Raw genomic sequence first — 26,628 nt, 5'->3', positions numbered from 1 at the left:
TCAGGCGGCTTTGGCGGTGGAGACTTGATACTTGCCGGTGGCGACATGCCGCAGGCGCCGGTCGGCAGCAGCTTGTGCCGTGCGTTTGGCCCGGTGCCAGAGCAGCAGGGCTTCCGCTGGTTCAGTTAAGGACTGCAGGCGGGCGTTCAGGTCGGCCGTTTCGTGGGCGCTCAGCACATCCCGGGCGTTGCCGATTTCCCGAAGAACCAGCTCAGAGGCGGCCGTTTGCCAGTGGGTGCGCTGTTCGTGGAACTTCGGAACCCGGGTAGTGAGAATGCAGTTAGCCAGCCGGACGCAGTGGCGAACCTGGGAAATCGTAACGGCGGCTCCCAGCGCAGCCTTCTCGGCTTGCGTCAGGGCTTCATGACAGAGGATGTTGCGGGGTATCTGCATGGCTAGAAGGGCAGCACGCCGTTGATGTGGTCAATCATTCCTTTCACCTCCCACTTGCGGCTGCTGATGACGTGCTTCAGCCGGTCGTAGGCTTCGTTGATTTCCTTCATGGATTCGTAGGACACAACCGCCTCGCGCAGCCCGTCTAAATCCACTAGCTGCAGGTTGGTTTCCAGCGCGTTCAACTCCCATTGTTCGTGCTCCAGCACGGTCAGGCGGGCTCGTTCCAGCACGGTCAGGGCTTTGGGTTCTTGCGTGTCCATCGTTAGACTGCTTTAAGGGTGCGGGCGTCCTTCACTTCCTGCAGCACCACCGGCACTTCCTGCAGGTACTTTTCATCCTGCGCCGCCACACCCCACAGGAGCGTTTCTACACAGTGCCAGGGGGCGGTGAGCAGGGCACGCCAGGAGAAGCGGGCTTTTACTTCTTCGATTTCCTTCGGGCAGGGAGCCTCATCGCAGGCGGGCAGGGCCAGCCACATCACAGGGGCGTCGGGCTGGGTGTTGTAGTGATTTTGGTGCATCTTTGCGCTGTAGAATTGGTGAATGTTTAGCCCGGTTAGCGTGTCCAGCGCGGCCGGGCTTTTTCGTGGGTAGTAAGGGAGGGAGCGGGCTAGGCGGTGGCTTCAATAGCCCGGAAGATTTCGTAGGCGACCTGCGGAACGATGGCGTTGCCGCCGGCTTTTAGGATGCGGTTTCGGTCGCGTCGTTCAGGCATGTGGTATTTCCCAGGTCGCACCAATCGGACGGGAATCCCATCATTTCCAACACAAAGCGGGGGTTCAGTGAGCCGCCAACCGTTTCCGCCTGCTGTGCTAGTGTGCCGCTCGATTGACTCCCGCCCGCAGGCTTGCGGCCCTCCATTGTATGAGCAGTGGGCGTTTTCAGGAAGGCATTGCGAAGCACTGTCTCCATGTTCTGCTGCTTGCCCTCCCGGTTGGTACCCATGTAGCCGGTTTTGGCATCGGAGGCACCGGGCGTGGGCAGCATGGCAAAGTATTGGTGTAGAGATGGCCCGCCCTGTTTGTTCGGAGGGGTTTTGCTGCCTGTCGTGATGGATGCAGTAGGGGTTGGTAGCAAGCCCCGCTTCGCGTAGTCGTTGATGGACACCTGCCTCTTCTTTCCCTCTGGTGTCCGACCTGTAATCGATACTTCCCGATTCAGAATCTTGCCGCCAGTTGCCAAACTCGCGTCGGGCGTGGGCCACAAACCATATCCTATCTCGGTGGTGGGGGGCACCGACGCCCGCAGCTGGAAGTAATAGCGGTTGTACTTCGTACCCCGCAGCCTCCAAGTCAGCACACACAGTTTCGAATTGAACCCCGCCGCCCCAATTAAGCAGGCCACGAACGTTTTCGCCCACGACGAAGCGCGGTTGAATCTCTCGAATGATTCTAAGGAAGTGCGGCCAGAGGTGGCGAGGGTCCGCCGTGCCCTTTCGCTGTCCGGCACTAGACCAGGGCTGGCAGGGGAAACCGCCGCTGAGGACATCAATGAGTCCGCGAAAAGGTAGCCCGTCGAATGTGCAGACATCATCAAAGAGTAAGGAGTTGGGGAAGTTCTTGTGCAGCACCTTGCGGCACCATTCGTCTAATTCGACTTCGAAGACATTCTCCCAGCCCATCATCAAGGCAGCCAGAGAGAAGCCGCCGATACCTGAGAAAAGTCCGGCGTGGCGCATCAGATAGAAGGGTCGAAGTATTCCACCCCATCAATCAGCACATGCAGGCGCTGGCCCGAAAGGCGGAGGCTCATCTGCTTCTGTGCGGCCTTGAAAGCTCCGTGCTGGTCGGCTGCCGTAACCGTAAAGGATTCGGAGAGGGCAGGCAGTGGACCGAAGGGGCCTTGTCCAGCATCGGCATTGAGTTGAATCAGGTAGGTGTTCATATCGGTATGGCTGTTGACGGTTACTTCGGGTAGGGCGGGGTGCCCGGGTGGTGAATCAAAGGTGAAACATTTACGTATAATTACCAAACATATTACGTAAATATTTCACCTAAGAGGGTAAAAAAATATCACGCTTAGAAGGGAGGGGTTATATAATCGCTCGCCGGGGTGGCCCTGCTTGCTTCATACTCCTTGTCAAAGGAGGCCATTTCTGCCAGTCTTTCGGCCCGCCCTTCCTTTGGCATAAACGATTCACTTGGTTGTGCCTTTGCCCAATCAGCCAGCATGTAGAGCATAGAGGGATGAAAGTGAAGCTCAATCTTCTGGCCTTCTGGTTCGCTGCGAAACTTCAGTATCAAGCCCTCGGGCACTACTTCCAGTTTGAATCCTCGCTCAGCATCTAACCAGCAGGCATTTGTCCGGCCGGGGCCTTCATTTATCAGTACCGTTATCATCTGCTTAGCTATTAAGTTGTGAGGGGCGGAATCCTAACTGTAGCAGTCCCGCAAATACCTGCTTTGCCTGGGTGGTAACCGGGGTTACCTGCTCTAGCGTAACGCGCCCACGGCCAACATGCACCATGTGATCAGCTAGCGACATAGCAGCGGCTGTTTCGGGCTCGGTGTTACGCAGTACTTCTTTTGCCGAGGTCCGCAGCTTACAGGGGAGCCCGCGTTCTTTGGCCTCCTTTACAATCGCGTTGGGGCGCTTGCCGGTGTGAGCTACGCAGTTGGCCCGGTTGTACTCGATAACCGAACCAACCCCGCCAAGCAAGTATTGATGGTTGTTGACACTCTTGGAGTTGGCTACCTGAACTTCCCGCTGGGTATGCTCCAATAGGTTTACCATTGGCGCGTCGTTTTCAACAGAACGGAGCTGCCGCTCCATTTGATTGAACTGCTCGATATACCCCTGTTTGAAAGTTGCAGCTCGTTTGCCGGTGAAGCCCATCACGAGCATTGCAAATCCGTCTTTCGACATGATTACAGATCGGCGCTTCTTCCCCTGTTTATCCAGGTAGTAGGCCAATCCAAAATTGGATTGGCGGAATTGCGGGTCGCATTCCAAGTTGTCAATAGCCCGCAGAACGTGGGCGTGGGACTTTCCGAAGCCCTTCGCTACTCGCAGTGAGTCGGTAGCGGGGTTGCCTTTCTTAGTTGGGAAAACAAGATCTTCCATCGTTGTAGAAAAGAGAAAAGTGAAAACTAGGCGGCGGCTAGCAGAGCGGCTTTGGCCCGGCGGCCGGGGCGCTGCTCCCATGTGCGCAGGAAGGCGCGGGCGGCCTTGTCGCTGCGGATTTTATCGGGGTGGTACTGCTGGGCCATTTCCTCGAATACCTCCAATACGGCCGGGTTATCGGGCATAGTGCCCTCATTGCGAAAGCGTTGCAGCTGTGGCTTGGTGACGCCATAGACGCCCCGCTGAAACAGGCGATCAAGTACAGCCGACGAGTACTGCTCAGGGATGGCATCCTTGATCTTAGCCCAGCGCAACAGGTGGGCGGCGTACCTCTCTCGGTAGGTAGGTTCCTTTGCTTGCTTCATTTTTTCCGTACTTTATTTGGTAAACGCCTTCTGCGCACTACATTTGTCGCAACGGGCTACGTAAATGTATAAATGTTTACGTAAAATCTCAACAATGGTACGTAAAAAAAGATGCAAACTGTAAACGAAAGATTGGCGCTGTTACCCGACCTGCTCGGGTTTGACTCGCCTGCGGGGATGGCTAAAGCAGCGGGCATCGACCCCAATACTTTGCGCAAGGCAATGCAGGGACCAAGCAAGCCCAGCTTCGATACCCTAGAAGCCATTACCAGCCGCTGGCCTAAGCTGTCAGCTACCTGGCTTCTGAATGGCAAGGGAGAGCCCTTTCTGGGTAAAGCGGAAAAGCCTGAGCCCTTCCTGCCCGGTGGCACCGTCAACAGCATGGGCGCTACGGTCATGCCGGCCGGCGGATTGGAAGCCGTGTTAGGCCCGAACTTTGGCGAGGATGTAGACGGGGTGAAGCAGAAGCCAGCCGTAACCGACTCCAAGAGTTTCATCGCTGGGCTGCTGTCCGAAATCGAAGGGCTTAAGAAGGACGTGAAGCACTTGAACACGGTTGTTCTGGAGCAGCGCGAAACCATCCAGTACGAGCGCGACAACAACCGCTTTCTTCGTCAGCAACTGGCTGCCGTGGGAAAGGGTGAGGGTAGCCAACAAGAAGCCCCTGTGTACTACGCCGTAGCCGAACCGCAACCCCCAATCGGGTTCGGGCGGGTGCGCTCCATGTGGGATTACGCCAACATGGAAGCCTCTGAGTTGGAGGCGGCTTAGTTACCAGATTGGTTACCAGGCCCCGAGCAAGTATCGGGGCGGGCTGAAAGACAACACGTTAGCGCTGCCAAGTAAAGTTGGGGTGCAAATTTACGAGAACCTTCTCGGGCGTCATAGGGGCCGAAAAAGATATATCCGCCGCGGGGTTGAACGCCCGAATGGCGTCGCGCAGGGCAAAGTAGGTCCCGATGCCGTACATCAGCGGCGGCTCGCCCACCGCCTTGGAGCGCAGCACTGCCCGCGGGTGGCCGGGCGTGTCGAGGAAATGCACGTCGAGCACCTTGGGCGCCGAGTACAGGTCGGGGATTTTGTAGGAGTTGAGGGAGTTGCTGAGCAGGCGGCCTTCGTCGTTGAACACCAGCTCCTCCAGGGTCATCCAGCCGATGCCCTGCACCGCCCCGCCTTCAATCTGCCCCCGGTCCACGGCCGGGTTCATGCTCTGCCCGAAGTCGTGGGCAATCTGCACGGCTTCCACCTCGTAGGTGCCGCGCAGGCAGTCAACGCGCACGGTGGTGAGGGCCGTGCCGTACACGTGATAGGCGAAGGGGTAGCCCTGGTTGGTTTCGGCGTCGAAGTGCAGGTCGGGCGTGGCGTAGTGGGCGTTTTCGGTGAGGCTGATGCGCTGCCAGTACGCCGCCGATACCAGCTTCTCCCAAGTCGTATCGGCGGGTTTGCCGGCGGCCAGCACCTGCTCGTTTTCGATGTGCAGGCCCTCGTAGTTCATCTTCAGCTCGGTGGCTGCAAGGCGCAGCAGCCGCTCGCGCAAAGCCAGGCAGGCCAGCTGGGTGGCTTTGCCGTTGAGGTCGGCGGTAGCGGAGGCGGCGCTGGGGGAGGTGTTGGCTACGCGGGTGGTATTGGTGCTTTCCACCTTCACCCGGCTCAGGGAAATACCCAGCGTCTGGGCGGCCACCTGGGCAATCTTGATGTTCACGCCCTGGCCCATTTCCACCGCGCCCGTGCTCACACCCACCGAGCCATCGGTGTAGATGTGCACCAGGGCCCGGGCCTGGTTCATGGCGGTTTTGGTGAAGGAAATACCAAAGCAAATGGGCATCAGGGCCAGCCCTTTCTTCTGCAGCTTGTGCGCAGCGTTAAACTCAGCTACTTCCCGGCGCCGGGCGGGCAGGTCGTACAGCTCGGCAGCCGTGTTCCAGGCCTGCTCGGCGTGGCAGCCTTCGGTGGGCTGGCGGTAGGGAAACAGGTCACCCTCTCGCAGCAGGTTGCGTTGCTGAATGTCGGCCGCCGTCACGCCCAGCTTTTCGGCCGCGCAGGCTATAGCCGACTCTATCACGAACATGCCCTGCGGCCCGCCAAAGCCCCGGAAGGCCGTGTTGGGCGGCAGGTTGGTGCGGCAGCTGTAGGCCGTGGCCGTCACGTTCGGGATAAAGTAGGCGTTGGTGGCGTGAAACAGCGTCCGCTCCAGCACGGCCGGAGAAAGGTCGGCGGCGGCCCCGGCGTTCTGGTAGAACGTCACCTCGTAGGCCACAATCTTTAGGTCGGCGTCCAGCCCGATTTTGAAGTCGGAGGAGTAGGGGTGGCGCTTGCCGGTCATGCGCATATCGGCCATGCGGTCCAGCACCAACTTCACCGGCCGCCGCACCACGAAAGCGCCCAGCGCGGCCAGGGCGCCCCAGGTGGTGGCCTGGTCTTCTTTGCCCCCGAAGCCCCCGCCGAGGCGCGTCACGTCCACTTCCACCTGGTGCATGCCCACACCCAGCACCCGCGCCGTGTGGCGCTGCACGGCCGTGGGGCCCTGGGTGGAAGAAATAACGCGCACCCCGCCCATTTCCGTCGGGAAGGCATAGGTTCCCTGGGTTTCGATGTACAGATGCTCCTGCCCACCCGACTCAGCTACGCCCTCAAACACGTGCGCGCACCCCGCCCAGGCTTCCTCGGCGGCTCCGATGCGGAAGGTGCGGGGCGGCACAATCAGCTCGCCCTGGGCGGCAGCTTCCCGCGGGTCCACGATGATGGGCAGCGGGCTTACTTCTACCCGCACGTGGCGCAACGCTGCGTGGGCCGCGTGCTCCGAATCGGCCAGCAACAAAGCCACCGGCTGCCCCCGGAAATGTACATGGCCCTCGGCCAGCAGGGGCTCGTCGGGCACGATGCCGCCAATCTGGTTTTCGCCGGGAATATCCTCGGCCGTGAGGACGCGCACCACACCCGGCAGCTGCAGGGCCGCCGTGGCATCTATGCCCAACAGCTTGCCGTGCGCCACCGGCGACTCCACCACGGCCGCGTACAGGGTGCCGTGCTGCACCGGAATATCATCGAGGTACTGAGACTCGCCGCGCACGTGGCGGGCCGGATCGAGGTGGTTCATAACGTAACGCCGACGGTTGGATGGCGCTTCAAGAGAAATGACAAAATCAAATGGGGCTGTTATACCAGCTCCGGGAGCAGCGGCAGAAAATGAGCCGTCAGCAGCTGGTGCAGCAAAAGCCGCTTGTAGTGTTCGGTGCCGCGCACGTCCGAAATCGGGCTGATTTCCTGCTGGGCCAGGGTGAGGGCGTGCTGCACTGTTTCGGCGGAAACCGGCTGGCCTACCAGCCACGCCGAAGTGCGGTGCAGCAGCAGCGGAATCGGCCCCACGCCCCCGGCCGAAAGGCGGGCGGCCTGAATTACGCCATTCTCGATGCGCAGCCACGCCGCCGAGTTCACGCTGGCAATATCCAGGTGGGTGCGCTTGGATACTTTCTCGAAGTTGAAATGGTCGGTCGGTTGCGGAGCCGGAAAGCGGATTTCGTTTACCTGCTCATCAGCCGTTTTTGCCAGCTTCTTATAATCCAGGTACAGCTCCGAAAGCGGCAGCGCGCGGCGCTGACCGGCGGAAGTTTCCAACTCAACTTCCGCGCCTAAAGCCAGAAACAGGATGGTCAGGTCGCCAATGGGGGAGGCGTTGATGAAGTTGCCGGCTACGGTGCCCATCTGCCGGATGGGCGTACTGCTGACCAGCTTCAGAAATCGGGGCAACTCGGGCAGCACCGCCAGCATCACCTCCGACTCCATCAGCTGCTGCGCGGTAGTGGCGGCACCTAGTACAATAGTGTCGCCCTCGCGCCGGATGCCGCGCAGGCTATGCTGGTCGTACACCAGCATCACGGGCACGGCGCGCACCTGCTCGGGGCGCTGCACCAGTAAATCGGTGCCGCCCCCCAAAATCTGGGCGCGGGCGGCGGCCGCGGCATCAATGCCCTGGCTGGGCTGAATGGCTGCCGTTGCTTCGGTGCCTCCAGTGGCCGCGCTGCGCAGGGCCGTGAGCTTGGCGGGCATATCGGCAAAATACTTGGGCACAAAGCCTTCCTCAGCCAGCCAGGCTAGGGGGGAAGAAGCCGGGCGCTGCGCCAGCAGCTGCTGCAGGTGCTGAGTGGCCCGCTCCAGGCTTTTATAGCCCGTGCACCGACAAATGTTGCCGTCAATGGAAGCTAAGGCCGTTTCCGGGGTGCTGGACTTGGCACTGAGGGCGTGGCCGGTGAGCGACATCACGAAGCCGACGGTGCAAAAACCGCACTGGGAGCCGCCTTCCTGCACAATGGCCTGCTGCACCGGCGTGAGCGTGCCCCGCGCCGCGTTGATGCCTTCCACCGTGACAACGTGCTTGCCCTGCGCATTGCCCAGGGGCGTGAGGCAGGACGTCATCGACTGATACTGCACCGTGGTGCCATCCGGGGCCAGCTCGCCTACCAGCACGGTGCAGGCGCCGCAGTCGCCCTCGCGGCACCCAATTTTGGTGCCCGTCAGGTGCTGGTGGTAGCGCACGAAATCGAGCAATGTGCTGCCGGCTGGCTGGTCGGTACGGATGAGCTGGTTGTTGAGGTAAAACGGTAGCATAGCAAAGCAAAAAGGCCGGGAACGAAAGGGAAAGTTACGGCTTTCCGGGCAGCGTCCGAAACCTCGTGAGCAGCCAGGAAAAAAAGAATACGCCGGCTCACAGACGGCCGGTCAGCAGAAATGACAAAATTATATTAGGGTCTACCGCTATATAAGCTAAAAATCAGGGGATAACCTTACGTATATCAAGTACCTTAAACCCCCTGATTTTCTGCTTATCCCGCTGCCTATGAAACCCGCAACCATTACCCTGCTGACCCTTGCTCTTGGTTTAAGCGGCTGCTTTGCCGCCCGCGAAGCCCGGATTGAGTCTGACTACAGCTACACGGGCAACTTCCGCCGCTACCGCACCTACGACTTTGTAACGGGCAGTGACCTGGCCACCGATACCAGTGCCCTGGGCGAAGTGCTGCGCGACGCCATTCGCACCCGGCTTCGCTCTCAGGGCTACAAGCCGGCCAAGTACCGCCCCGACCTGCTCGTGAGCTTCCGGATCTACGATGGCGACCTGCGCTTTCGGGGGTTTGCGCAGGAAGAGCTGACGGCGTGGCTGGCCTCGGGGCAGGCCGAAACCGATGAAACGCCCAAGGATTCGCGCAAAGGCTACCAGCCGCAGCGGCTGCTGCTGCGGGAAGGCACTCTGCTGGTTACGCTCATCGACTACCGCACCAACCGGGCCGTGTGGAACGGCTACGCCTCGGGCGTATCGGTGCCGCAGGGCGTGCGGGGTGAGGCCGTCGTGCGACGCAACGTCCGCTCCATCTTCGACCAGTACCGCGTCTTCACCGAAGGCTACCTCGACGCCAACAAATAACCCACCCGCAGCTGAGCGCCGGGAGTGGGTTATCTATGCAGGTCAGAAAAAGCTACCGGCCGGAGCCCGTGGGAATACGAAACTGCACGCCCAGGGACGGAATAATGGTGACGCCCTTGAGTTTGGTGCTGGTGTTATTGAGGAGCTGATACGTGCCGTAGTTCTGGTAGTACAGCGCCACGGCCGGCAGAATATAGGCGTAGCGGAAGCCGAACTTGCCGTTGACAAATGCTCCGAACGAAGCAAAGTTATTTTTGGCCGTCAGCCCGCCGACTTTATCGTTGGTTCCCGGCAGATACACTTTGCTGGGCTCGAAGCCATACTTGATAAACGTGTGGTTGTACACCACGCCGTAGGACACGGCCCCGATTTCCTCTTCCCGCCCCAGGGAAGTACTGAAGATGAGCGGTACCATCAGGTCGCGGCGCGTTGCGCGGAAGTTGAGCAGGTCCGACACGTTGTCGAGAAATGGGATGCTGGGCAGCTTGGCCCGTTGGGTGGCAAACTGCAGCCCGATGCTGCCGTAGGTTTCGCCGGCCTGGCCCTGCGGGTTTTCCGGCGTGCCGGTAGAGCCCAGAAACTGGTACATGGCATCGAAGGCGTGCGCCCCAAAGGCATACTTATAGCCGACATCAACCCGAGGCAGAGCGCCATAGCGTACGTACAGCGCGGTGCTGGGCTGCAGTGGGTCGAGAACGTAGGCAATGGCCGCCGTCTGAATGCGGGTGAAGCGCTGGCTGTAGTTGACGGTGTCCTTCCCGGCGGCGGCGGCAACCTCGTCTTTCACGGCTCCGGTCAGCTCGCTCAGCGTGCGGGTACCAATGTTGAACACCATGTCGCCACCTACTTTAAACTGGCCATGGGGGGTGACTTTGCCCGAGTTGGTGACGGCGCGCGGGGCCGTGCAGGCCGAAGCAAACAGCAAAGCAGCAATCGGCAACAGCAGGCGGAGGGAGAAAGCAGTCATAAGGCAAAGAATAAGGTACAGGGCAAAGGTCAGGGTTTTTGGGCCGGTGCCAAAACCAGGCCGGAACACGACCGTAGCGGCCCTCCCCGGATTTTGGCTATTTTGGCCCGATATGCATTGTCTCCCGATTTCCCGCATTGGGCTGCCGCTGGCCCTGAGCATCCTGCTGGCGGCCACCGGCTGCGCCACCCGGCCGGCGGCCACCACCGCTGTTACACCCGCCGCCAGCGTCCCCAATAAGTTCTCCGACGCCACGCTGCGCCAGATTGCCACGGCCCAGGATGAGCGCAACACCACGGCCTTGCTGCCTTACTTGAGCCGCCCCGAGGCCCGGTACCGCCGCGAGGCTGCCCTGGCCTTTGCCTCGGTGCAGGACCGCGCAGCCGTGCCCGCCCTCACGCGCCTGCTTTCCGCCGACGCCGAGGCCGAAGTACGCCGCGCCGCCGCGTTTGCCCTGGGCCAGACGGCGGACACCGCTGCCGCTACCCAACAGGCGCTGCTAACCCAGCTCACCGCTGAGCCCGACCGGGCCGTGCGCCGCTATGTGCTGGAAGCTATGGGCCGCTGCGCCACCCGCGCTTCCCTGGCCGATCTGGTACGGCTGCCCCCCGCGCTGGCCACCGACACCAGCGCCCAGGTGGGGCAGGCCTGGGGCCTGTACCGCGCCGCCCTGCGCGGTATCACCTCCGAAGCGGCCGTGGCCCGGGCAGTGCAACTCTTGCCGCTGCCGGTGCCCTACCGCGCCCGGCTGGCAGCGGCCAGCACCTTGTCGCGCATCCGCAACCTCAACCTGACGCCCTACACGCCCCAGCTTACCCGCGCCGCCCAAACCGACCCCGACTACGCCGTGCGGGCCGCCTGCGCCGTAGCCCTGGGCAAATCGACGGATGCGGCCGTGCCTGCAACTCTGGCCGGCCTGGCCCGCCGCGACACGGATTACCGGGTGCGCCTGAGTGCCATTCGGGCCATGAACGCCGGGATGTACGCGCCGGTAAAGGAAGCTGCCTGGGCTGCCCTCGCCGATGCCAATGCGCAGGTTGCCCTCACGGCCGCCGAGTTTTTCCTGAATCATGCCAGCAAGGAGCCCGGGGAGCTGTTTCTGACGAAAGCCAGCAAGCTCACGGAATGGCGCGTGCGGGCTACGCTGCTGGCGGCCGCGCTCAAAAACGGCGGCCCGGCCCGCGACACCATCCGGCAGGCCATTATGCAGCGCTACGCCACGGCAACGAGTCCCTACGAAAAGGGCTACCTGCTGAAGGCTTTGAGCGAAGACCCCAAGGCCTATAAATGGGTGGAAGAAGCCACATTTTCCCCCAATCATCCGGTCGTAATCGGGACGTACGGTATGGAGGCGCTGGTGGCCATGCGGCAGCAGAAGGACTTCCCGAGCGTCCAGCACGCCACCTTTGCGCGTACCCTGCAGCGCGGGGTGAGCAGCGGCGACCTGGCCATCATGGGTACGGCCGCTGAAGCCATCCGGGACCCGAAGCTGGCCTTACGCGCGCAATTTCCGTCCGTGGAGTTTCTGACCCAGGCCCGCAGCCGCCTTACTCTGCCCCGCGACCTGGAAGCCTGGCAGTCGTTGCAGCTGACTATTGACTATCTGCAAAACAAGCCCGCCACGCCCCAGCCCGTGGCCGCTGCTGCCACTCATCCTATCAACTGGGATGTGGTGCAGCGTGTTCCGGTGGGCCAGAAAGCGGTGGTGCATACTGGGCGCGGCCCCATCACCTTCGTGCTGCTGGTGGAGCAGGCGCCCGGCTCGGTGGCCAGCTTTGTGGAGCTGGTGGGGCAGGGCTTCTACGAAAAGAAGAACTTTCACCGCGTGGTGCCCAACTTCGTGGCCCAGGGCGGCTGCCCGCGCGGCGACGGGTGGGGCAGCTCCGACTACAACCTGCGCTCCGAGTTTGCCGATCTGCGCTACGTGGAAGGCGCAGTAGGTCTGGCCTCGGCCGGCAAGGATACGGAAAGCTGCCAGTGGTTTATCACCCACGCGCCTACGCCCCACCTCGACGGCCGCTACACCATTTTCGCGCAGGTAGAGCAGGGCATGGACGTGCTAAGCCAGCTGGAAATCGGGGACCGGATCGACCGGATTGAATTACTGCCTTAACAAGCTTTACAGATGCTTTTTCGTCAACGGCCCGCGTGGCTCTTATTTCTGTGGCTGACGTTTGCCGGCGCCTCGCCCGCGCTGGCGCAGTCGGCTCCTGCTGCGCCGGCCGATACAGCCCATAAGTATGAAGTCACGGCTCCGATCCGGCCGCGCTGGTACCAGCATAAGCTGGTGCGGGCTACCGCTATTCCAGTGCTGCTTATCGGCTACGGGGCGTCCACCATCAACGGAAACGGCCTGTATAGCAGCTACGATGCCCGGCGGGACATCCAGCGCGCTTTCCCCAATTTCCACACCAAGGTCGATGATTACCTGATTCTGGCGCCGTATGCGGAGCTGGCCATTGCCACCCTGGCCGGTGTAGAGTCGCGCAACGACCGGCTGAACATAGCGCTGGTGATTGTAAAGTCGGAGCTGATATTTGCGGGGGCCGTGATGGCGCTTAAGTACACGACCGGCGTGGAGCGCCCCGACGGCTCCGACCGGCATTCTTTTCCTTCGGGCCACACGGCGCAGGCCTTTCTGGCGGCCAGTATCGTCCACACCGAGTTTCGCGACAAAAGCCAGTGGTACGGGGTAGGAGCCTATACCATTGCCACAAGCGTAGCCGCCTTACGGATGCTCAACAACCGCCACTGGCAAAGCGACGTGGTGGCCGGAGCCGGCCTGGGAATTCTGTCGGCGCACCTGGGCTACCTCACCCACCGTAACCGCTGGGGGCGCCAGCCCAACCTGGGCAAGCGTATCGGCCACGTTTCGGCCTCGCCCTGGCAGTACCAAGATGCTACCGGCGTGCGGCTGGTACTGCAGCTGCGGTAAGGTTTTTAGTTGTTCGTTTCTGGTTGTTCGTTATCAGGTTTCCGGCACAAGAGACCTGACAACGAACAACTAAAAACGAATAACTACTCTTCGTCGCGGCCGTGAACCTGGGCAGGCGGAGAGGTGGCTTCCACGGCCGTGAAGGCTTCCAGAACCCGGTAGGTGTGCGACGAGCCTTTGGGCACCACCCAGGAGTTGCCGGGCTCCAGCAGCACCATCTGGCCTTCAATGTGCAGCTCCGCGCGGCCCTTAATTACGTAGCCCACGGTTTCGTAGGGACGGGCGCTGGGCTCTTTGGCGTCGGCAGGCTGCTCGTTTTCCCAGAGGCGCATGGCCACGTGAATTCCCGAAGCCAGGTACTTTTCGCCCTCAGCCCCGCGCGGGGAGTGTTTCGAATCAATCTTGGTGATGGTGGTATCAGCCATGGCAGAAGCAAGTAAAAAAGAGAAATCAATAAACCTCTGAGGGCTAACGCAGGCCGCAGGCCCGCGGTTGTGCCCGCGGGGGCCGGGTTTGGTTTCGGAGAAACCTTCGGATGGGGTGCTGGTTGATGACAAATGGCTGCGTATGTTTAGCCTTTCGCATCTTCGGTTCTGCTTGTGTCATCTTCTTCGCCCGTTGCCGCCTTCGTTTATACCCTCACGCATGCGCACCAGCACGCCACCGCGCCACTACCGGGAGCGGCCTGGTACCGGCTGAGCGAGCAGCTGCTGGGGCTGCTGTTTCCGGACCGGGCGGAGCGGCCTTTCGCAACGGAAGACGCCGTAGCGGCCACGCTGCTCCAGCTGGAGGCCGACATGCGGGTGCTGCTGGTGGCCCTGCCGCTGCCCGCTACCCCCGCCGAAATTGCCGGGCAGTTCTTTGCCGGGCTGCCGCTGCTGCGCGAGCAGCTGCTGGCTGATGCCGCCGCCATTGCCGCCGCCGACCCCGCCGCGCATGGACTTCCCGAGGTAATTCGGACCTATCCGGGTTTCTACGCCATTGCCCTGCACCGCCTCGCGCACGCCTTGTACCAGCTGCAGGTGCCCCAGCTGCCGCGCATCATCAGTGAGTACGCGCATGCCCGCACCGGCATCGATATTCACCCCGGTGCCCGCATCGGCGCCTCGTTCTGCATCGACCACGGTACGGGCATCGTCATTGGCGAAACGGCCGTAATTGGGGCGCACGTAAAGGTGTTTCAGGGCGTCACGCTTGGGGCGCTCAGCGTAGGCAAGCACCTGCAGGGCATCAAGCGCCACCCCACCATCGAGGATTATGCGGTGATTTACGCCGGGGCCACTATTTTAGGCGGCAGTACGGTGGTGGGCAGCCACAGCATTATTGGCGGCAACGTCTGGCTGACGGAAAGTGTGCCTTCGCACTCCCGCGTCTACCACCGCGCCCAGATTCACGTCACCCGCAACGAAGACCCCAACGCCGACCTCACTTTTTCGATTTAAATGGTTGAATGGTGTTAAGCTGAATGGTCAGAGGGCTGTCCGGGCAGCTCTCCAGGCATAGAGCCATTTAGCTATTCGACCATCCAACCATCCAACCAAAAGACCATTCAACCATTCAGCCCAATGAAAGCCAACTCCATTCTCGACACCATCGGCAATACGCCGCTGCTCCGCCTCAACCGCCTGTTTGCGCATCGCCCCGATGTGGAAGTGTGGGTGAAGCTGGAGCGCGCCAACCCCGGCGGCAGCATCAAAGACCGGATTGCCCTGAGCATGATTGAGCAGGCCGAGCGCGACGGTATCCTCACGCCCGACTCGCTGATTGTGGAGCCCACCTCCGGCAACACCGGCGTGGGCCTGGCGATGGTGGCCGCGGTCAAAGGCTACAAGATTACGCTGGTGATGCCCGAGAGCATGAGCATTGAGCGCCGTCGCCTGATGGCCGCCTACGGTGCCAACCTGGAGCTGACGCCCCGTGAGAAAGGCATGAAGGGCGCCATCGAGAAAGCCCACGAAATCGTGCGCGACACGCCCGGTGCCTGGCTGCCTATGCAGTTCGAAAACCCCGCCAACCTCAAGGTGCACGCCGAAACCACGGCCCAGGAAATCCTGCGCGATGCCCCCGAAGGCTTCGACTTTCACATTACCGGCGTGGGTACCGGCGGCCACATCACGGCCGTGACCGAAGTGCTTAAACCTCACTTCCCCAACATGCAGACGTTTGCCGTGGAGCCCGAGCTTTCACCCGTCATCAGCGGCGGCGCCCCCGGCCCGCACCCGATTCAGGGCATCGGCGCGGGCTTCATCCCGGCCAACCTGCACACCGAAGTGCTCGACGGTACCATCCAGATCAGCCAGCAGGAAGCCTTCGATATGACGCGCCGGGCTGCTCGCGAGGAAGGCATGTTTGTGGGGGTTTCCTCCGGCGCTTCGCTGGCGGCCGTGGCTAAAAAGCTGCCCGATATGCCCCAAGGCAGCCGCGTGCTCACCTTCTGCTACGATACCGGGGAGCGGTATCTGTCGGTCGACGGCTTGTTCGTATAGCCTTCAGCTACTTTCAGTAGACGCTCCATCAACACGCCACCCCGTTACAGCTGCTCAGGCGGCCGCAACGGGGTGGCGTGTTGCTGTGTGAAACCCTCTTAGGCCGAAAGCCACAGCACGGCGGCGGCCAGCAGCGCCGGCACCGTCTGCACCCACAGGATGCGGCGACTGGCCGTAGCCGCTCCGTACAGGCCGGCCACCATCACGCAACCCAGAAAAAAGAAGGCTACGTTGCGCTGCCAGTGCAGGTCGGTAATGCTCAAAGCCCAGATGAGCCCGGCCGCCAGAAAGCCATTGTAGAGCCCCTGGTTGGCCGCCATAGCTTTGGTAGGAGGAAAGAGGCTTGCAGGCAAAGAGCGGAAGACCTTCGGCCCGCGCGTCGTCCAGGCAAACATTTCCAGCCACACAATATAGAGGTGGATCAGGATGACCACACCCATGAGGGCGTACGCCAGATAGCGAAGTTCCATAAAGCTGCCAGTAAATAGTGCGGAGCTAATGTAGGCTAAATGGCTGACCGCAGGCAACGAAAAACAAAAAAGCCTGACCGTGAGGTCAGGCTTTTTTCGGGGTGTGGAGAATATCGGAGTCGAACCGATGACCTCTTGCATGCCATGCAAGCGCTCTAGCCAGCTGAGCTAATCCCCCGGATAAGTCCATTCGCCGGTTGCGTTTGGTGGGACAAAAGTACAGCCGAAAACGGAATCTGCAAGCCGTACGCGTATTTTTTTCAAAAAAAGAAGGCGGGAAATATTTCCCGCCTTCTTTCAGAAGAACTAAACCGTTGGCTTAGTTGAAGATGTAGCGTAGGCCAATCTGACCCTGCCAGCGCGAGCCAATACCGCCGGTATCGTCGCGGAAGGTTTTCGACAGCGGCACACCAGAGGTTACATTGCCGGTAGCCGAGTTCAGTGAGGGGTTGGTCAGGTAAGGGAACTGGAACACGGGCTGGCCCTGGGGGGTGTAGCCGGAGAACGTCAGTGGGTTCACCTTGTTGGCGGTCTGGAAAGTACCCCAGTCCTTGCTGATTAGGTTGCCTACGTTAAAGATGTCGATGCTGAACTGCAGCGTGTTGCGGTTTTCGCCGAGGTCGGTGAAGATATCCTGCAACAGACGCACGTCGAGGCGGTTCTGCCACGGACGAACCGCGCCGTTACGCTCGGCATACTCTCCGCGGCGCTTGCTCAGGTACTTGTCCTGGTTGATGAAGGCATCCAGATCAGCCCACTGCTGAGCGGCTGAATAAACTCCACCACCCTGGTTGGCCGTCAGCGTGATATCACGCAGCACGATTTCGCTCTGGTTGCGCGGAATGTACATCAGGTCATTCGACGTCTGGTTGTCACCATTCATGTCACCAGAGTACACGTAAGAGTAACGGCCGGCTGGAGCGGCTTCGAAGAACATCGAAACCGTGGTAGCCAGGTGGCCGATGTACTCCTTCTTATAAGCCAGCGAACCAATTACGCGGTGCTGCTGCAGGAACTGCGAGTAGCTCAGGGCTTCGGCATTCGGGTCACCGGAAATCGAACGGTCACGCCAGATAGACTGGGCGATAGAGCCACCATCGTTTACCGAGCGGGCATCTGAGTAGGTATAGGCAGCACTCAGCGACAGGCCGCTGTTGAAAGCCTTCTGCAGCTGGGCCGTTACGGCGTAAGAATAGCCTTTGTTGGTATTCTTCATCACGATGGCGTCGCTGATGTTCGGTTTAGCTGCCGTGTTGCCACCTTGCGCCGCGGGAATCGAGCCGTAGATCTGGTAGTTCTTGGTCGGTGTGTAAACAGCCGTTTTGGTCGGGTCCAGGTTGTAGAAGATCGGACGGGTATCGGCGCCGTTTGCACGGGCGTACGGGTTGTTTTCGCTGCCGGGCAGGTTCACGTTCTGGTGATACACGGCGTTGAGGTCCTGCGTGTAGAAGGCTTCCAGGGTACCGATGATACCTCCGGGCAACTCCTGGTCAACGGCCAGGTTGGTGCGCCATACCTGCGGGAACTTGAAGTCATCAGCCGTTACAGCCAGGTTGTAGGCCGTATTGGCCGCAGCATTCTGTGGACGATACGCGTTTACATCGCCCGAGAAGGGGTAGATAGAGGCGTTGGGACGAATCGTGCCGTCAGCGTTGGTTGTAGGAACAGAGCCCGATGTGCTGAAGGAGCCAAACTGCACCCCGTTGTTGCTGGCCTGGTTCGACAGCCATACGAATGGTACGCGGCCGGTGAAGATACCGGTACCACCGCGCAGCTGCGTTTTGCTGTCGCCATTCACGTCCCAGTTGAAGCCCACGCGGGGCGAGAACAGTACGCTTTTCTTCGGTACCGAGCCCGTGTTGATTTTCACGCCGTCCCGGAAAGTGAGGTTGGCAGCGTTCGTGTTCTGCTGCAGGTCAGAGGTCAGGTAAGGCAGGTCAGCCCGTACCCCGTAGGTAACTTTCAGGTTGCTGAGCGGCGACCATTCGTCCTGGGCGTACAAGCCCAGCTGGATGGCTTCGATGAAAGCGAAGGGGAACTCACCGCCGGGCATGGCCGAGTACTGCAGGTTATAGCGGGCCGGGCCGGGGGCAGTAAATGCAGGATCAGTAATCTTGCTGTACGTACCGGCGGTGCGGTCGTAGCTATAGCCGGCCGAGGCGTAGAAGTCCTCCAGCGAGTTGAAGGAGTAGTTCCCGTAGTAGTTCGGCGCGAAACCATTCTTGAACTTGTAGTACTCGTTGTAAGTACCCACCGTTACGTTGTGCTTGCCCAGGTAGGCCGTGAAGTTGTCACCGAACTGGTACACGTCCGAGTTCAGCACGTTGTTGGCCGAGAAAGGCTCGTAGCCAAACGAGGTCAGCGAGTTGGCAGCATTAATACCGCTCAGACCGGCACCGGTGCTCAGGCCTACTTGCGTGCCAATGTCTACCAGCGGGAAAATACCGCCACTGCTTTCGCGGAAGTCGCGGAAAGCGGTGTAGCCCGCCGTCAGGTTGTTCGAGAACTTGCCACCACCTAGCGTGCTGTTTAATTCAGCAATGTAGGAGTTCAGGTTGTTGTTGATGGTGTAGTACGACGACGAGAATGGCAGACCGAACTGGGTCTGGGAACGTTGGGCGTTGATAGCGCCTGAGGTGCTTGGCGGAATATCGGCGTACGACTTCAGGAAGTTGTACTTGATGTTGAAGCGGTGGTTCTGGCTGATGTTCCAGTCCAGCTTCACGGTAATCTTGTCGCTGTTGGCGCGCAGCTGGTAGTTTTCGTAGTCGCCAGCGTTGTAGTTGTACTTCTCCAGCAGGAAGCGCTGCAATGCGTCCAGGTCCTTGGCCGAAGCCTGCGAGGTCTGGGAGCCAACGGCCGGAGGCGTGTCCGAGCGGTTGGCGGTGAAGTTGCCGGTTGGCGGGTCGTTGCGACGCTCCCGCTCACCGTTCACGAAGAAGAACAGCTTGTCCTTGATGATGGGGCCACCTACGCGGAAGCCTTCGTTGTGCAGGTTGAACTTGGGGTAGTCCTGCTCAAAGTCGCCTACTTTCTTGCCTACCAGCTTCTGGTTACGGTAGAACCCGTAAATAGAACCCGAGAATTTGTTGGTGCCCGAGCGGGTCACCACGTTCACGCCAGCACCGGTGAACGAACCCTGACGAACGTCGAAAGGCGCAATGCTCACCTGAATCTGGTCAATAGCGTCCAGCGAAATCGGTTGGGCACCGGCCTGGCTGCCTACGGTAGACTGCAGACCGAAAGCGTTGTTGAAGACGGCCCCATCGATGGTGATGTTGTTGAAGCTGCTGCTGCGGCCGCCAAAGCTGTTGCCGTTTGACTGCGGCGTGAGGCGGGTGTAGTCGCTCAGGGAGCGGTTGATGGTGGGCAGACGCTCAATCTGCTCGCGCTGTACCGTGGTGGCAGCACCCGTGCGGTCGGAGTTGATGATGGGGTTCTGCTGACCCGTCACCGTTACGCCGGCCAGCTGCTGGGTCTGCTCGCTCAGGTTGATGTCCAGGCGCTGGTTCTGGCCCAGCGTCAGGAACAGGCCTTCCCGGGTCGCTTCCTGATAGCCGATAAAGGTTACCCGCACCGTGTAAGGACCACCCACACGCATGTTCTGGATGTTGAAGCGACCTTCCGAGTTGGTAGGAGCCACGTACTGGGTGTTGGTAGGAGTGTGCACGGCAATAACCGTAGCACCCGGCAAACCAGCGCCGGCCTTATCGGTAATCGTACCGTTCATGGCCGCGGTGGTTGTGCCCTGGCTCCATCCCACGTGCGCCGACAGGACCGTCAGCAGCAGTAGAAAGAGGTGGCGTAAACCTAAATTTTTCATACAGGGGAAAATTGGTGGAAGAAAAGGGGACTCTGAAAAACGCGGGCAAAAGTACGAGGAGACGTCGTACGGGCAGTTACCGAATCATTACCATTAAGCCGGCTTTAATGCCGGCTGTAATCAGGCCGCAAAGGTACGGGGCGGAATTAGATTTTCGGACGTACCGCCTTAATAAAACGACTCAGGTAATAGTCGGATTCCAAGCTGTTTTCGATGACGCCGAGAGAGGAAGAGGAGTGAATGAACTGCACGCTCTCAGCCGAGGCTTCCGTCACCAGGCCCACGTGGGTAATGGTTGTGCTGCCGGGCGAGGCTCCAAAAAATACTAAATCTCCGGCGCGCAGATCCTGGGGCCGCACAGGGTCACCCCACAAGGCCTGTTCGTTCGAAGATCGGGGAATTTGTACCTCAATGGCACTGAAGGAGGCAAAGAGCAGTCCGGAGCAATCCATTCCCAGGCGGGTGGTGCCACCGTACTTATAGGGTGTGCCCTGGTAGGAGCGGGCGGCTTCAATAACCGTAGCCATACTGCGGCTGACGGTGGCAGGGGAGCTGGGCCGTTTCACCACTACCTTGGTGCGGGCAGCGGGGCTACGGGTAACTGTTTTGGTCTTACGGCTGCGTTCAGCAGCTTTCAGCCGGGCCATTTCGCGGGCGGAGTGGTAGCGCCCGTCGCGGTAGTTTACTTTGCGCGTGCTGTTGCAGCTGGCCAGCAGAACTAAAAAAATACACACTAGAATCGACTGCCAGCGCGGGCTGTAGGCCGAAACCTGTACTTTAGCAGAGTGGTGCCGCATCGGCACAAAGATACGCGACTTCATTCGTAACCAGAAAATGTCTGAGTTTTCTTCTATCACTCCCGCCTTGCTCGTGGCCTTTGAGCAGGTAGTTGGCGAAGCCCACGTACTCACCGCGCTGCGCACGGAAGCCGCCGCCTACGCCGATTATGGCCGCGACCATACGGAGGACTTCCACTTCGAGCCCGCGGTGGTGCTCCGGCCCGAAAACGCCGAGCAGATCAGTGAAATTGTGCGCCTGTGCCACGAGCACCGCATCCCCGTCACGCCCCGGGGCGCCGGCACGGGCCTGAGCGGTGGCGCCCTGCCTATTCATAATGGAGTAGTACTGAGCACGGAGCGGCTTAACCGAATCATCGAAATAGATGAGCGCAACCTGCAGGCTACGGTGGAGCCCGGCGTCATCACGCAGGTGTTTCAGGATGCCGTGCGGGAGCGGGGCCTGATGTACCCGCCCGACCCCGCCAGCAAGGGCAGCTGCTTTCTGGGCGGCAACCTGAGCGAAAGCAGCGGCGGCCCCAAAGCCGTGAAGTACGGCGTTACCAAAGACTACGTGCTGAACATGCAGGTGGTGCTGCCTACCGGCGACATCATCTGGACCGGGGCCAACACGCTCAAGAATGCCACCGGCTACAACCTCACCCAACTGATGATTGGCTCGGAGGGTACCTTGGGCATCATCACCCGCATCGTATTCCGGCTGATTCCGCACCCCCAGCAGGATATTACCCTGCTGGTGCCCTTCCGGCAGGAAGCGCAGGCCGCCGAAGCGGTATCCGAAATCTTCCGAGCGGGCATCGTGCCCTCGGGGATGGAGTTCATGGAGCGCGAAGCCATTGTCTGGTCGGCTGGCTACCTCAACATCGACCTGAACCTGCCCGAGGACATCCGGGCCCACTTGCTGATTGAGCTCGACGGCAACGACCTCGACCGGCTGTACCAGGAAGCGGAGCACGTATACGGGGTGCTGGAGAAATACGACATCGGCGAAATCCTGCTGGCCGACACAGCCGGGCAAAAGGAGGAGCTCTGGAAAATTCGCCGCAACATTGGCAATGCGGTGCGCTATAATTCCGTGTATAAAGAAGAAGACACCGTAGTGCCCCGCGCCGAGCTGCCCACGCTGCTGGCCGGCGTAAAGGAAATCGGGCGGCGCTACGGCTTCAACTCCGTGTGCTATGGCCACGCCGGCGACGGCAACCTGCACATCAACATCATCCGCGGCGAGCTGGACGACGATATGTGGAACCACGGCCTGCGGGAACCCATCCGGGAAATCTTCCGGCTGTGCGTAAAGCTGGGCGGCACCATTTCGGGGGAGCACGGCATCGGGCTGGTGCAACGCCCCTACATCGGCATTGCCATTGGGGAGGTGCAGTTGGATCTGATGCGCGGCATCAAGCGGGTGTTCGACCCGCACGGCATAATGAACCCAGGCAAAATCTTTTAAGTGAGCGGCTTGCGTATGCGGGCTCCGCAACTGATAGAATTTCCCCGGCTGGGCAGTCCCGATATCGGCTACATTTCCGTGGCGGAAGAAGGACATGTGCTGCCGTTTGTGCCCCGGCGCGTTTTCTGGACTTACCATACCCCCGAGGAAATTGTGCGGGGCCGGCACGCCCACTACAAGTCAGAACACGTGCTGGTAGCCGTAGCCGGGCGCATTGTGGTAGTGACCGAACAGGCCAATGGGCAGCTGCAGAGCTTCCGCCTCGATAGTCCACATCTGGGGCTGTACATCCCGCCGAGCAGCTGGCACTCTATGCACTACGCTGAGGAGGCCATTCAGCTCACGTTTGCCTCTGAGCTCTATCAGGAAGAAGACTACATCCGGGACTACGCCACCTTCCGGGAGGTCTGGCTTCCGGGTCAGCCGTAAGGCGCAACAGAAAAGGCCCGTTACGTTTTCCAACGTAGCGGGCCTTTTCTGTTGCACATGTGGAAACTGCCGTTTGGGCGGCAACCGGAGCTTATTGCTGGGTTTTCAGCAGGTCTTCGCCCCCGTACGGCGCGCCAGCGTTGATATCACCGCGCAGACCACCGGCTGATGCGCCCCCCAGGTTTTCAAACGGTGCCTTGGCTATTCCCGGCGCACCGGCTTCATTGGGTTCGGGAGCGGGGGCTGTGCCCGTTGATGAGGTAGGCTGGGCGCTTCCCGCAGCGGTATTGGCCGACTGACCAGCCAACTCCTCCACTTTTTCTACGTACTGGCGGCGGGCATCCTCCTGGCTCACGCCTTTAAATTTGCTCCAGGCGTCCCACTGGGCCTGCGACAGGCCCTGCGGTCCGTTGGGGTTGTCGGGCGTATCGTCGCCTACTTCTTCCCGTTTAGTGTCGTGGTCACCTTCGGTAGCTTGTTTATAGAGGCCGTAGAGCTCATGCATATGCGGAGCGGCTTTGTCACCGGGCAGGCTGTCTACGCGCGATACGGCGGCTTCAAATTGTTGCTGAAGGTCGGGTTGCTGCTGCAAATTCATGGCGCTGAGAAATCAAGGGTGAGGAGAATAACTTCCCACTTTACTTGGCCGGCCTGGCTTTTGTTACGGGCTGGTCAGGTAGATTTCCTCCTTCAAGTCCTAATAGTTCGTACTTTTGCCCGCCAATTATGTGTGGAATCTCCGGAGTATTCGCTTTCACTGAGGTCGGCCGTAGCGCACTGGCCTCCCTGCGCGCCTCAACCGACGCTATCAGCAGCCGTGGCCCCGACTCCCAGGGGCACTTCGTGTTTGAGCAGTGTGGGCTGGGCTTTCGTCGCCTCGCCATCCTGGACCTGACGGCCGACGGCAACCAGCCGATGACCGACGAGTCGGGTCGCTATACCATCGTCTTCAATGGCGAAATCTTCAACTTCCGCGAGCTGCGCCAGAAGCTGGTAAAGCGCGGACACCGCTTTCATTCCCAAACGGATACGGAAGTTGTGCTGCAGCTTTATATCTCCGAAGGGCGCAGCTTCCTGAAGAAGCTCAACGGGTTCTTCGACTTTGCCATCTACGACAAGGAGGAAGACTCCCTGTTCCTGGCCCGCGACCGAATGGGGGAGAAGCCCCTGCTGGTGTACCGCGACGAGGATAAGCTGCTGTTTGCCTCCGAGATGAAGTCCTTGCTGGCGCTGGGTATCCCGCGCAAGCTCGACTATGTGGCCCTCAGCCACTACCTGCAGCTCAACTACATCCCGGGGCCGGCTACCATCTTCAAAGGGGTGAAAAAGCTCTTGCCGGGCCACTATATGTACATCCAGGGCGGCAAGGTGGTGCGTAAGCGCTGGTACAAGATTCCGTACGACCCCAAAAAAGCCGAGAAAAACAAGCTCTCCTACGAGCAGCAGCAGGCCAAGCTGGTGGAGTTGCTCGACGATGCCACCGCCCGCCGCCTCGTGGCCGACGTGCCGCTGGGGGCGTTCCTGAGCGGGGGCATCGATTCGTCGGTGATTGTGGCCCTGGCCTCGCGCCACACCCAGCACCTGAACACGTTCAGCATCGGTTACCGCGACGAGCCGTTCTTCGACGAAACCAAGTACGCCAAGCTCGTTGCTGACCGCTACAAAACCAACCACACGGTTTTCTCGCTCACCAACCAGGATCTGTACGACCATATCTTCGATGTGCTCAACTACATCGATGAGCCCTTTGCCGATTCCTCGTCCCTGGCCGTGTACATCCTGAGCAAACGCACCCGCGAGAAAGTAACCGTGGCCCTGTCCGGCGACGGCGCCGACGAACTGTTTGCGGGCTACAACAAGCACATGGGCGAGTTTCAGGTGCGGCAGGGCGGCTTCAAGGCCGAAGCCGTGACGGGCCTGAACCTGCTCTGGGATGTGCTGCCCAAGTCGCGCAATTCCTTCTTCGGCAACAAGATCCGGCAATTTCAGCGCTTTTCGCGCGGTATGCTCAGCGGGCCCAAAGACCGGTACTGGGACTGGGCTTCGTTTGCTTCGGCCAAGGATGCGCGCAGTTTGCTGAGTGCCGCTTCCCGCCGTAAGATAGGTAAGAAGCTGGCCGAAAAGCGCCGCAAAGACCTGTTGGAAGGCCTGCACGCCGAGGGCGACCTGAATGAGGTGCTTCTGACCGACACCACGATGGTGCTGCCTTACGATATGCTGACCAAGGTGGACTTGATGAGCATGGCCAACTCCCTGGAGGTGCGCCCCCCCTTCCTAGACCCCAACGTGGTGCGCTTTGCCTTCTCCCTGCCCGTAGCAAGCAAGATTGATGCGGACATGAAGAAGAAAATCGTGCAGGATGCCTTCCGGCCTATGCTGCCCGAGGAACTCTATAAGCGCCCCAAGCATGGTTTTGAAGTACCTTTGCTGAAGTGGTTCCGCGGGGAACTGCGCCCGCTGATTGAGGACGACCTGTTGTCGGATGCTTTCGTAGAAGCCCAGGGCGTATTCGACGTGGACGCCATCCGCGCCCTGAAAACCCAGCTTTTCTCCCGGAGCCCCGGGGATGTACACGCCCGGATCTGGGCGCTCATCGTGTTCCAGTGGTGGTGGAAAAAGTGGATGATGCCCTCATCAACGAAATAAGTTAACGCATAAGTCGATTGTTCGACGGTTCAGGCCAAATATGAAAATAGCAGTAGTAGGCACGGGGTACGTAGGATTGGTTACAGGCACATGCTTTGCCGAAGTCGGCATTGACGTTACCTGTATCGACATCGACCAGAAGAAAATCGACAACCTGCGCCATGGCATCCTGCCGATTTACGAGCCGGGCCTGGAAGAAATGGTGAGCCGCAACGTAGAGGCGGGCCGCCTACATTTCTCTACCAACCTAGGCGAGGCCATTAAAGACTGCGACGTAGCCTTCATAGCGGTAGGCACCCCGCCCGGCGAAGATGGCTCGGCCGACCTGAAGTATGTGCTGGCCGTAGCCCGCGGAATAGGGGAGAACATGAACAGCTACGGTGTTATCGTCACCAAAAGCACAGTACCGGTAGGCACTGCAGCCAAAGTGCGCCGCGAACTGGAGCAGGCCCTGGGAAAGCGCGGCGTGCAGATCGACTTCGACGTGGCTTCCAACCCCGAGTTCCTGAAAGAAGGCGCCGCTATTGATGACTTCCTGAAGCCGGACCGCATTGTGGTTGGCGTGTCATCGGAGCGGGCTGAAGAGGTTATGCGCAAGCTATACAAGCCCTTCCTGCTCAACGGTCACCCGATCATCTTCATGGATATCCCGTCGGCGGAGATGACGAAATACGCGGCCAACTCGATGTTGGCTACCAAGATTTCGTTTATGAACGACATTGCCAACCTCTGCGAAATCATGGGGGCCGATGTGAATATGGTACGCAAAGGCATTGGCTCCGACGCCCGCATCGGCACCAAATTTATCTACCCCGGTATTGGCTACGGCGGCTCCTGCTTTCCGAAGGACGTAAAAGCTCTCATCAAAACAGCGGCTGAGAATGGCTACGACATGCAGGTACTGAAGGCTGTGGAAAGCGTGAATGATGCCCAGAAGGAAGTTCTGTTCAATAAGGTAAGAAAGCACTTCGGCGGCGACCTGAAAGGCAAAAAGCTGGCCTTATGGGGCCTGTCGTTCAAGCCCAAGACCGATGATATGCGGGAGGCTCCTTCCCTAGTTATCATCGAGAAGCTGCTGGCGGAAGGCTGTACCGTATCGGCCTACGACCCCGTGGCTATGCCCGAAGCCCGGCACACCCTGCACGACACTATCACGTACGCCAAAGACCAGTACGACGCCGTCATTGACGCCGATGCGCTGCTGGTGGTGACGGAGTGGCCCGAGTTCCGCGCGCCTAACTTTGAGGTAGTGGCCCGGCTAATGAAAAATAAAGTGGTGTTCGACGGCCGTAATATTTACGAGGCTACCGAAATGGAGCAGGCCGGTTTTGCCTACCACTGCATTGGTATTCGCACGCATCATCAGGAACCCGCATAGTTCGG

26 protein-coding genes, 1 tRNA gene and 1 pseudogene are annotated in these 26,628 nt (G+C 60.0%); 10 read left to right on the top strand and 18 right to left on the bottom strand.

Features of this window, described 5'->3' with window-relative positions; translation table 11 throughout:
* The 9 genes and pseudogenes from I5L79_RS02125 to I5L79_RS02090 form a co-directional block, all read right to left on the bottom strand.
* Positions 1-393: a hypothetical protein gene (locus tag I5L79_RS02125; protein ID WP_196953361.1), complete on the bottom strand. Its 393-nt coding sequence runs from the start codon at positions 391-393 to the stop codon at positions 1-3.
* A gap of 2 nt (positions 394-395) precedes the next feature.
* Complete coding sequence (locus tag I5L79_RS02120) at positions 396-656, bottom strand: hypothetical protein (protein ID WP_196953360.1); 261 nt, start codon at positions 654-656, stop codon at positions 396-398.
* A 2-nt stretch (positions 657-658) separates the two neighbouring features.
* On the bottom strand, positions 659-916 hold the full coding sequence (locus I5L79_RS02115; protein WP_196953359.1) for a hypothetical protein: 258 nt from the start codon (positions 914-916) through the stop codon (positions 659-661).
* 160 nt (positions 917-1,076) lie between these two features.
* Positions 1,077-1,694, bottom strand: coding sequence for a hypothetical protein (locus I5L79_RS23150; protein WP_231402683.1), 618 nt, complete (start codon positions 1,692-1,694; stop codon positions 1,077-1,079).
* Positions 1,621-2,016: pseudogene (locus I5L79_RS23710) on the bottom strand (DNA cytosine methyltransferase); the annotation flags it as partial. The gene I5L79_RS23150 and the pseudogene I5L79_RS23710, both read right to left, overlap by 74 nt.
* 56 nt (positions 2,017-2,072) lie before the next feature.
* Entirely contained in the window at positions 2,073-2,279 is a 207-nt protein-coding gene (locus tag I5L79_RS02105) for a hypothetical protein (RefSeq protein WP_196953357.1), read from the bottom strand.
* 134 nt (positions 2,280-2,413) lie between these two features.
* Entirely contained in the window at positions 2,414-2,734 is a 321-nt protein-coding gene (locus tag I5L79_RS02100) for a hypothetical protein (RefSeq protein WP_196953356.1), read from the bottom strand.
* Between the two features lie 4 nt (positions 2,735-2,738).
* The gene (locus I5L79_RS02095; protein WP_196953355.1) at positions 2,739-3,458 is read right to left on the bottom strand and encodes a Rha family transcriptional regulator; all 720 of its coding nucleotides are present in this window, start codon (positions 3,456-3,458) and stop codon (positions 2,739-2,741) included.
* A gap of 26 nt (positions 3,459-3,484) precedes the next feature.
* Positions 3,485-3,823, bottom strand: a complete 339-nt coding sequence (locus I5L79_RS02090; RefSeq protein WP_196953354.1) for a hypothetical protein — start codon at positions 3,821-3,823, stop codon at positions 3,485-3,487.
* A 132-nt stretch (positions 3,824-3,955) separates the two neighbouring features.
* Here I5L79_RS02090 and I5L79_RS02085 point away from each other — a divergent pair, with 132 nt between their 5' ends.
* Positions 3,956-4,594 carry a hypothetical protein gene (locus tag I5L79_RS02085; RefSeq protein WP_196953353.1) on the top strand — a complete coding sequence of 213 codons (639 nt, stop codon included), beginning with the start codon at positions 3,956-3,958 and terminating at the stop codon, positions 4,592-4,594.
* A 58-nt stretch (positions 4,595-4,652) separates the two neighbouring features.
* Here I5L79_RS02085 and I5L79_RS02080 read toward each other — a convergent pair whose 3' ends face one another.
* Both I5L79_RS02080 and I5L79_RS02075 read right to left on the bottom strand, forming a co-directional pair.
* A complete protein-coding gene (locus I5L79_RS02080) occupies positions 4,653-6,920 on the bottom strand; it encodes a xanthine dehydrogenase molybdopterin binding subunit (RefSeq protein ID WP_196953352.1) in 2,268 nt (755 codons plus the stop codon).
* A gap of 59 nt (positions 6,921-6,979) precedes the next feature.
* Positions 6,980-8,428, bottom strand: coding sequence for an FAD binding domain-containing protein (locus tag I5L79_RS02075; protein WP_196953351.1), 1,449 nt, complete (start codon positions 8,426-8,428; stop codon positions 6,980-6,982).
* Between the two features lie 229 nt (positions 8,429-8,657).
* Between I5L79_RS02075 and I5L79_RS02070 the strand changes: the two genes are divergently transcribed.
* Positions 8,658-9,242, top strand: coding sequence for a DUF4136 domain-containing protein (locus I5L79_RS02070; RefSeq protein WP_196953350.1), 585 nt, complete (start codon positions 8,658-8,660; stop codon positions 9,240-9,242).
* 52 nt (positions 9,243-9,294) lie between these two features.
* Here I5L79_RS02070 and I5L79_RS02065 read toward each other — a convergent pair whose 3' ends face one another.
* Positions 9,295-10,209 (bottom strand): hypothetical protein, encoded by a 915-nt coding sequence (locus tag I5L79_RS02065; protein WP_196953349.1) that lies wholly within the window; start codon positions 10,207-10,209, stop codon positions 9,295-9,297.
* A 112-nt stretch (positions 10,210-10,321) separates the two neighbouring features.
* On the opposite strand from I5L79_RS02065, the gene I5L79_RS02060 reads away from it, so the two are divergent.
* Positions 10,322-12,322, top strand: coding sequence for a peptidylprolyl isomerase (locus I5L79_RS02060; protein ID WP_196953348.1), 2,001 nt, complete (start codon positions 10,322-10,324; stop codon positions 12,320-12,322).
* Positions 12,323-12,334: 12 nt separating this feature from the next.
* Positions 12,335-13,144: a phosphatase PAP2 family protein gene (locus I5L79_RS02055; RefSeq protein WP_196953347.1), complete on the top strand. Its 810-nt coding sequence runs from the start codon at positions 12,335-12,337 to the stop codon at positions 13,142-13,144.
* A gap of 83 nt (positions 13,145-13,227) precedes the next feature.
* Here I5L79_RS02055 and I5L79_RS02050 read toward each other — a convergent pair whose 3' ends face one another.
* Positions 13,228-13,569, bottom strand: coding sequence for a cupin domain-containing protein (locus I5L79_RS02050; protein WP_196953346.1), 342 nt, complete (start codon positions 13,567-13,569; stop codon positions 13,228-13,230).
* Positions 13,570-13,743: 174 nt separating this feature from the next.
* On the opposite strand from I5L79_RS02050, the gene I5L79_RS23580 reads away from it, so the two are divergent.
* Both I5L79_RS23580 and cysK read left to right on the top strand, forming a co-directional pair.
* Positions 13,744-14,586 carry a serine O-acetyltransferase gene (locus tag I5L79_RS23580; protein WP_196953345.1) on the top strand — a complete coding sequence of 281 codons (843 nt, stop codon included), beginning with the start codon at positions 13,744-13,746 and terminating at the stop codon, positions 14,584-14,586.
* A gap of 123 nt (positions 14,587-14,709) precedes the next feature.
* Complete coding sequence (gene cysK, locus I5L79_RS02040; RefSeq protein WP_196953344.1) at positions 14,710-15,630, top strand: cysteine synthase A; 921 nt, start codon at positions 14,710-14,712, stop codon at positions 15,628-15,630.
* Between the two features lie 98 nt (positions 15,631-15,728).
* On the opposite strand, the gene I5L79_RS02035 is transcribed toward cysK, so the two are convergent.
* The 4 genes from I5L79_RS02035 to I5L79_RS02020 all read right to left on the bottom strand — a co-directional run bounded on the left by I5L79_RS02035 (position 15,729) and on the right by I5L79_RS02020 (position 20,744).
* On the bottom strand, positions 15,729-16,100 hold the full coding sequence (locus I5L79_RS02035; RefSeq protein ID WP_196953343.1) for a DUF1304 domain-containing protein: 372 nt from the start codon (positions 16,098-16,100) through the stop codon (positions 15,729-15,731).
* A 104-nt stretch (positions 16,101-16,204) separates the two neighbouring features.
* Positions 16,205-16,278: transfer RNA gene (locus tag I5L79_RS02030), tRNA-Ala, on the bottom strand.
* A gap of 141 nt (positions 16,279-16,419) precedes the next feature.
* On the bottom strand, positions 16,420-19,923 hold the full coding sequence (locus I5L79_RS02025) for a TonB-dependent receptor (protein ID WP_196953342.1): 3,504 nt from the start codon (positions 19,921-19,923) through the stop codon (positions 16,420-16,422).
* Between the two features lie 146 nt (positions 19,924-20,069).
* Entirely contained in the window at positions 20,070-20,744 is a 675-nt protein-coding gene (locus I5L79_RS02020) for a C40 family peptidase (RefSeq protein ID WP_231402681.1), read from the bottom strand.
* A 13-nt stretch (positions 20,745-20,757) separates the two neighbouring features.
* Between I5L79_RS02020 and I5L79_RS02015 the strand changes: the two genes are divergently transcribed.
* Together I5L79_RS02015 and I5L79_RS02010 are read left to right on the top strand one after the other, a co-directional pair.
* The gene (locus I5L79_RS02015; protein WP_196953341.1) at positions 20,758-22,170 is read left to right on the top strand and encodes an FAD-binding oxidoreductase; all 1,413 of its coding nucleotides are present in this window, start codon (positions 20,758-20,760) and stop codon (positions 22,168-22,170) included.
* Between the two features lie 15 nt (positions 22,171-22,185).
* Entirely contained in the window at positions 22,186-22,599 is a 414-nt protein-coding gene (locus I5L79_RS02010; RefSeq protein ID WP_196953340.1) for a sugar 3,4-ketoisomerase, read from the top strand.
* A gap of 91 nt (positions 22,600-22,690) precedes the next feature.
* Here I5L79_RS02010 and I5L79_RS02005 read toward each other — a convergent pair whose 3' ends face one another.
* The gene (locus I5L79_RS02005) at positions 22,691-23,197 is read right to left on the bottom strand and encodes an acyl-CoA-binding protein (RefSeq protein ID WP_196953339.1); all 507 of its coding nucleotides are present in this window, start codon (positions 23,195-23,197) and stop codon (positions 22,691-22,693) included.
* A 128-nt stretch (positions 23,198-23,325) separates the two neighbouring features.
* Between I5L79_RS02005 and asnB the strand changes: the two genes are divergently transcribed.
* Both asnB and I5L79_RS01995 read left to right on the top strand, forming a co-directional pair.
* Positions 23,326-25,245: an asparagine synthase (glutamine-hydrolyzing) gene (asnB, locus tag I5L79_RS02000; RefSeq protein WP_196953338.1), complete on the top strand. Its 1,920-nt coding sequence runs from the start codon at positions 23,326-23,328 to the stop codon at positions 25,243-25,245.
* Positions 25,246-25,285: 40 nt separating this feature from the next.
* Positions 25,286-26,623 carry a UDP-glucose dehydrogenase family protein gene (locus I5L79_RS01995; RefSeq protein ID WP_196953337.1) on the top strand — a complete coding sequence of 446 codons (1,338 nt, stop codon included), beginning with the start codon at positions 25,286-25,288 and terminating at the stop codon, positions 26,621-26,623.
* The last annotated feature ends 5 nt before the right edge of the window (positions 26,624-26,628 follow it).

This window comes from Hymenobacter guriensis (assembly GCF_015773195.1).
Taxonomy (GTDB): Bacteria; Bacteroidota; Bacteroidia; order Cytophagales; family Hymenobacteraceae; genus Hymenobacter; species Hymenobacter guriensis.
This window is presented reverse-complemented; position numbering and strand designations above follow the sequence as displayed.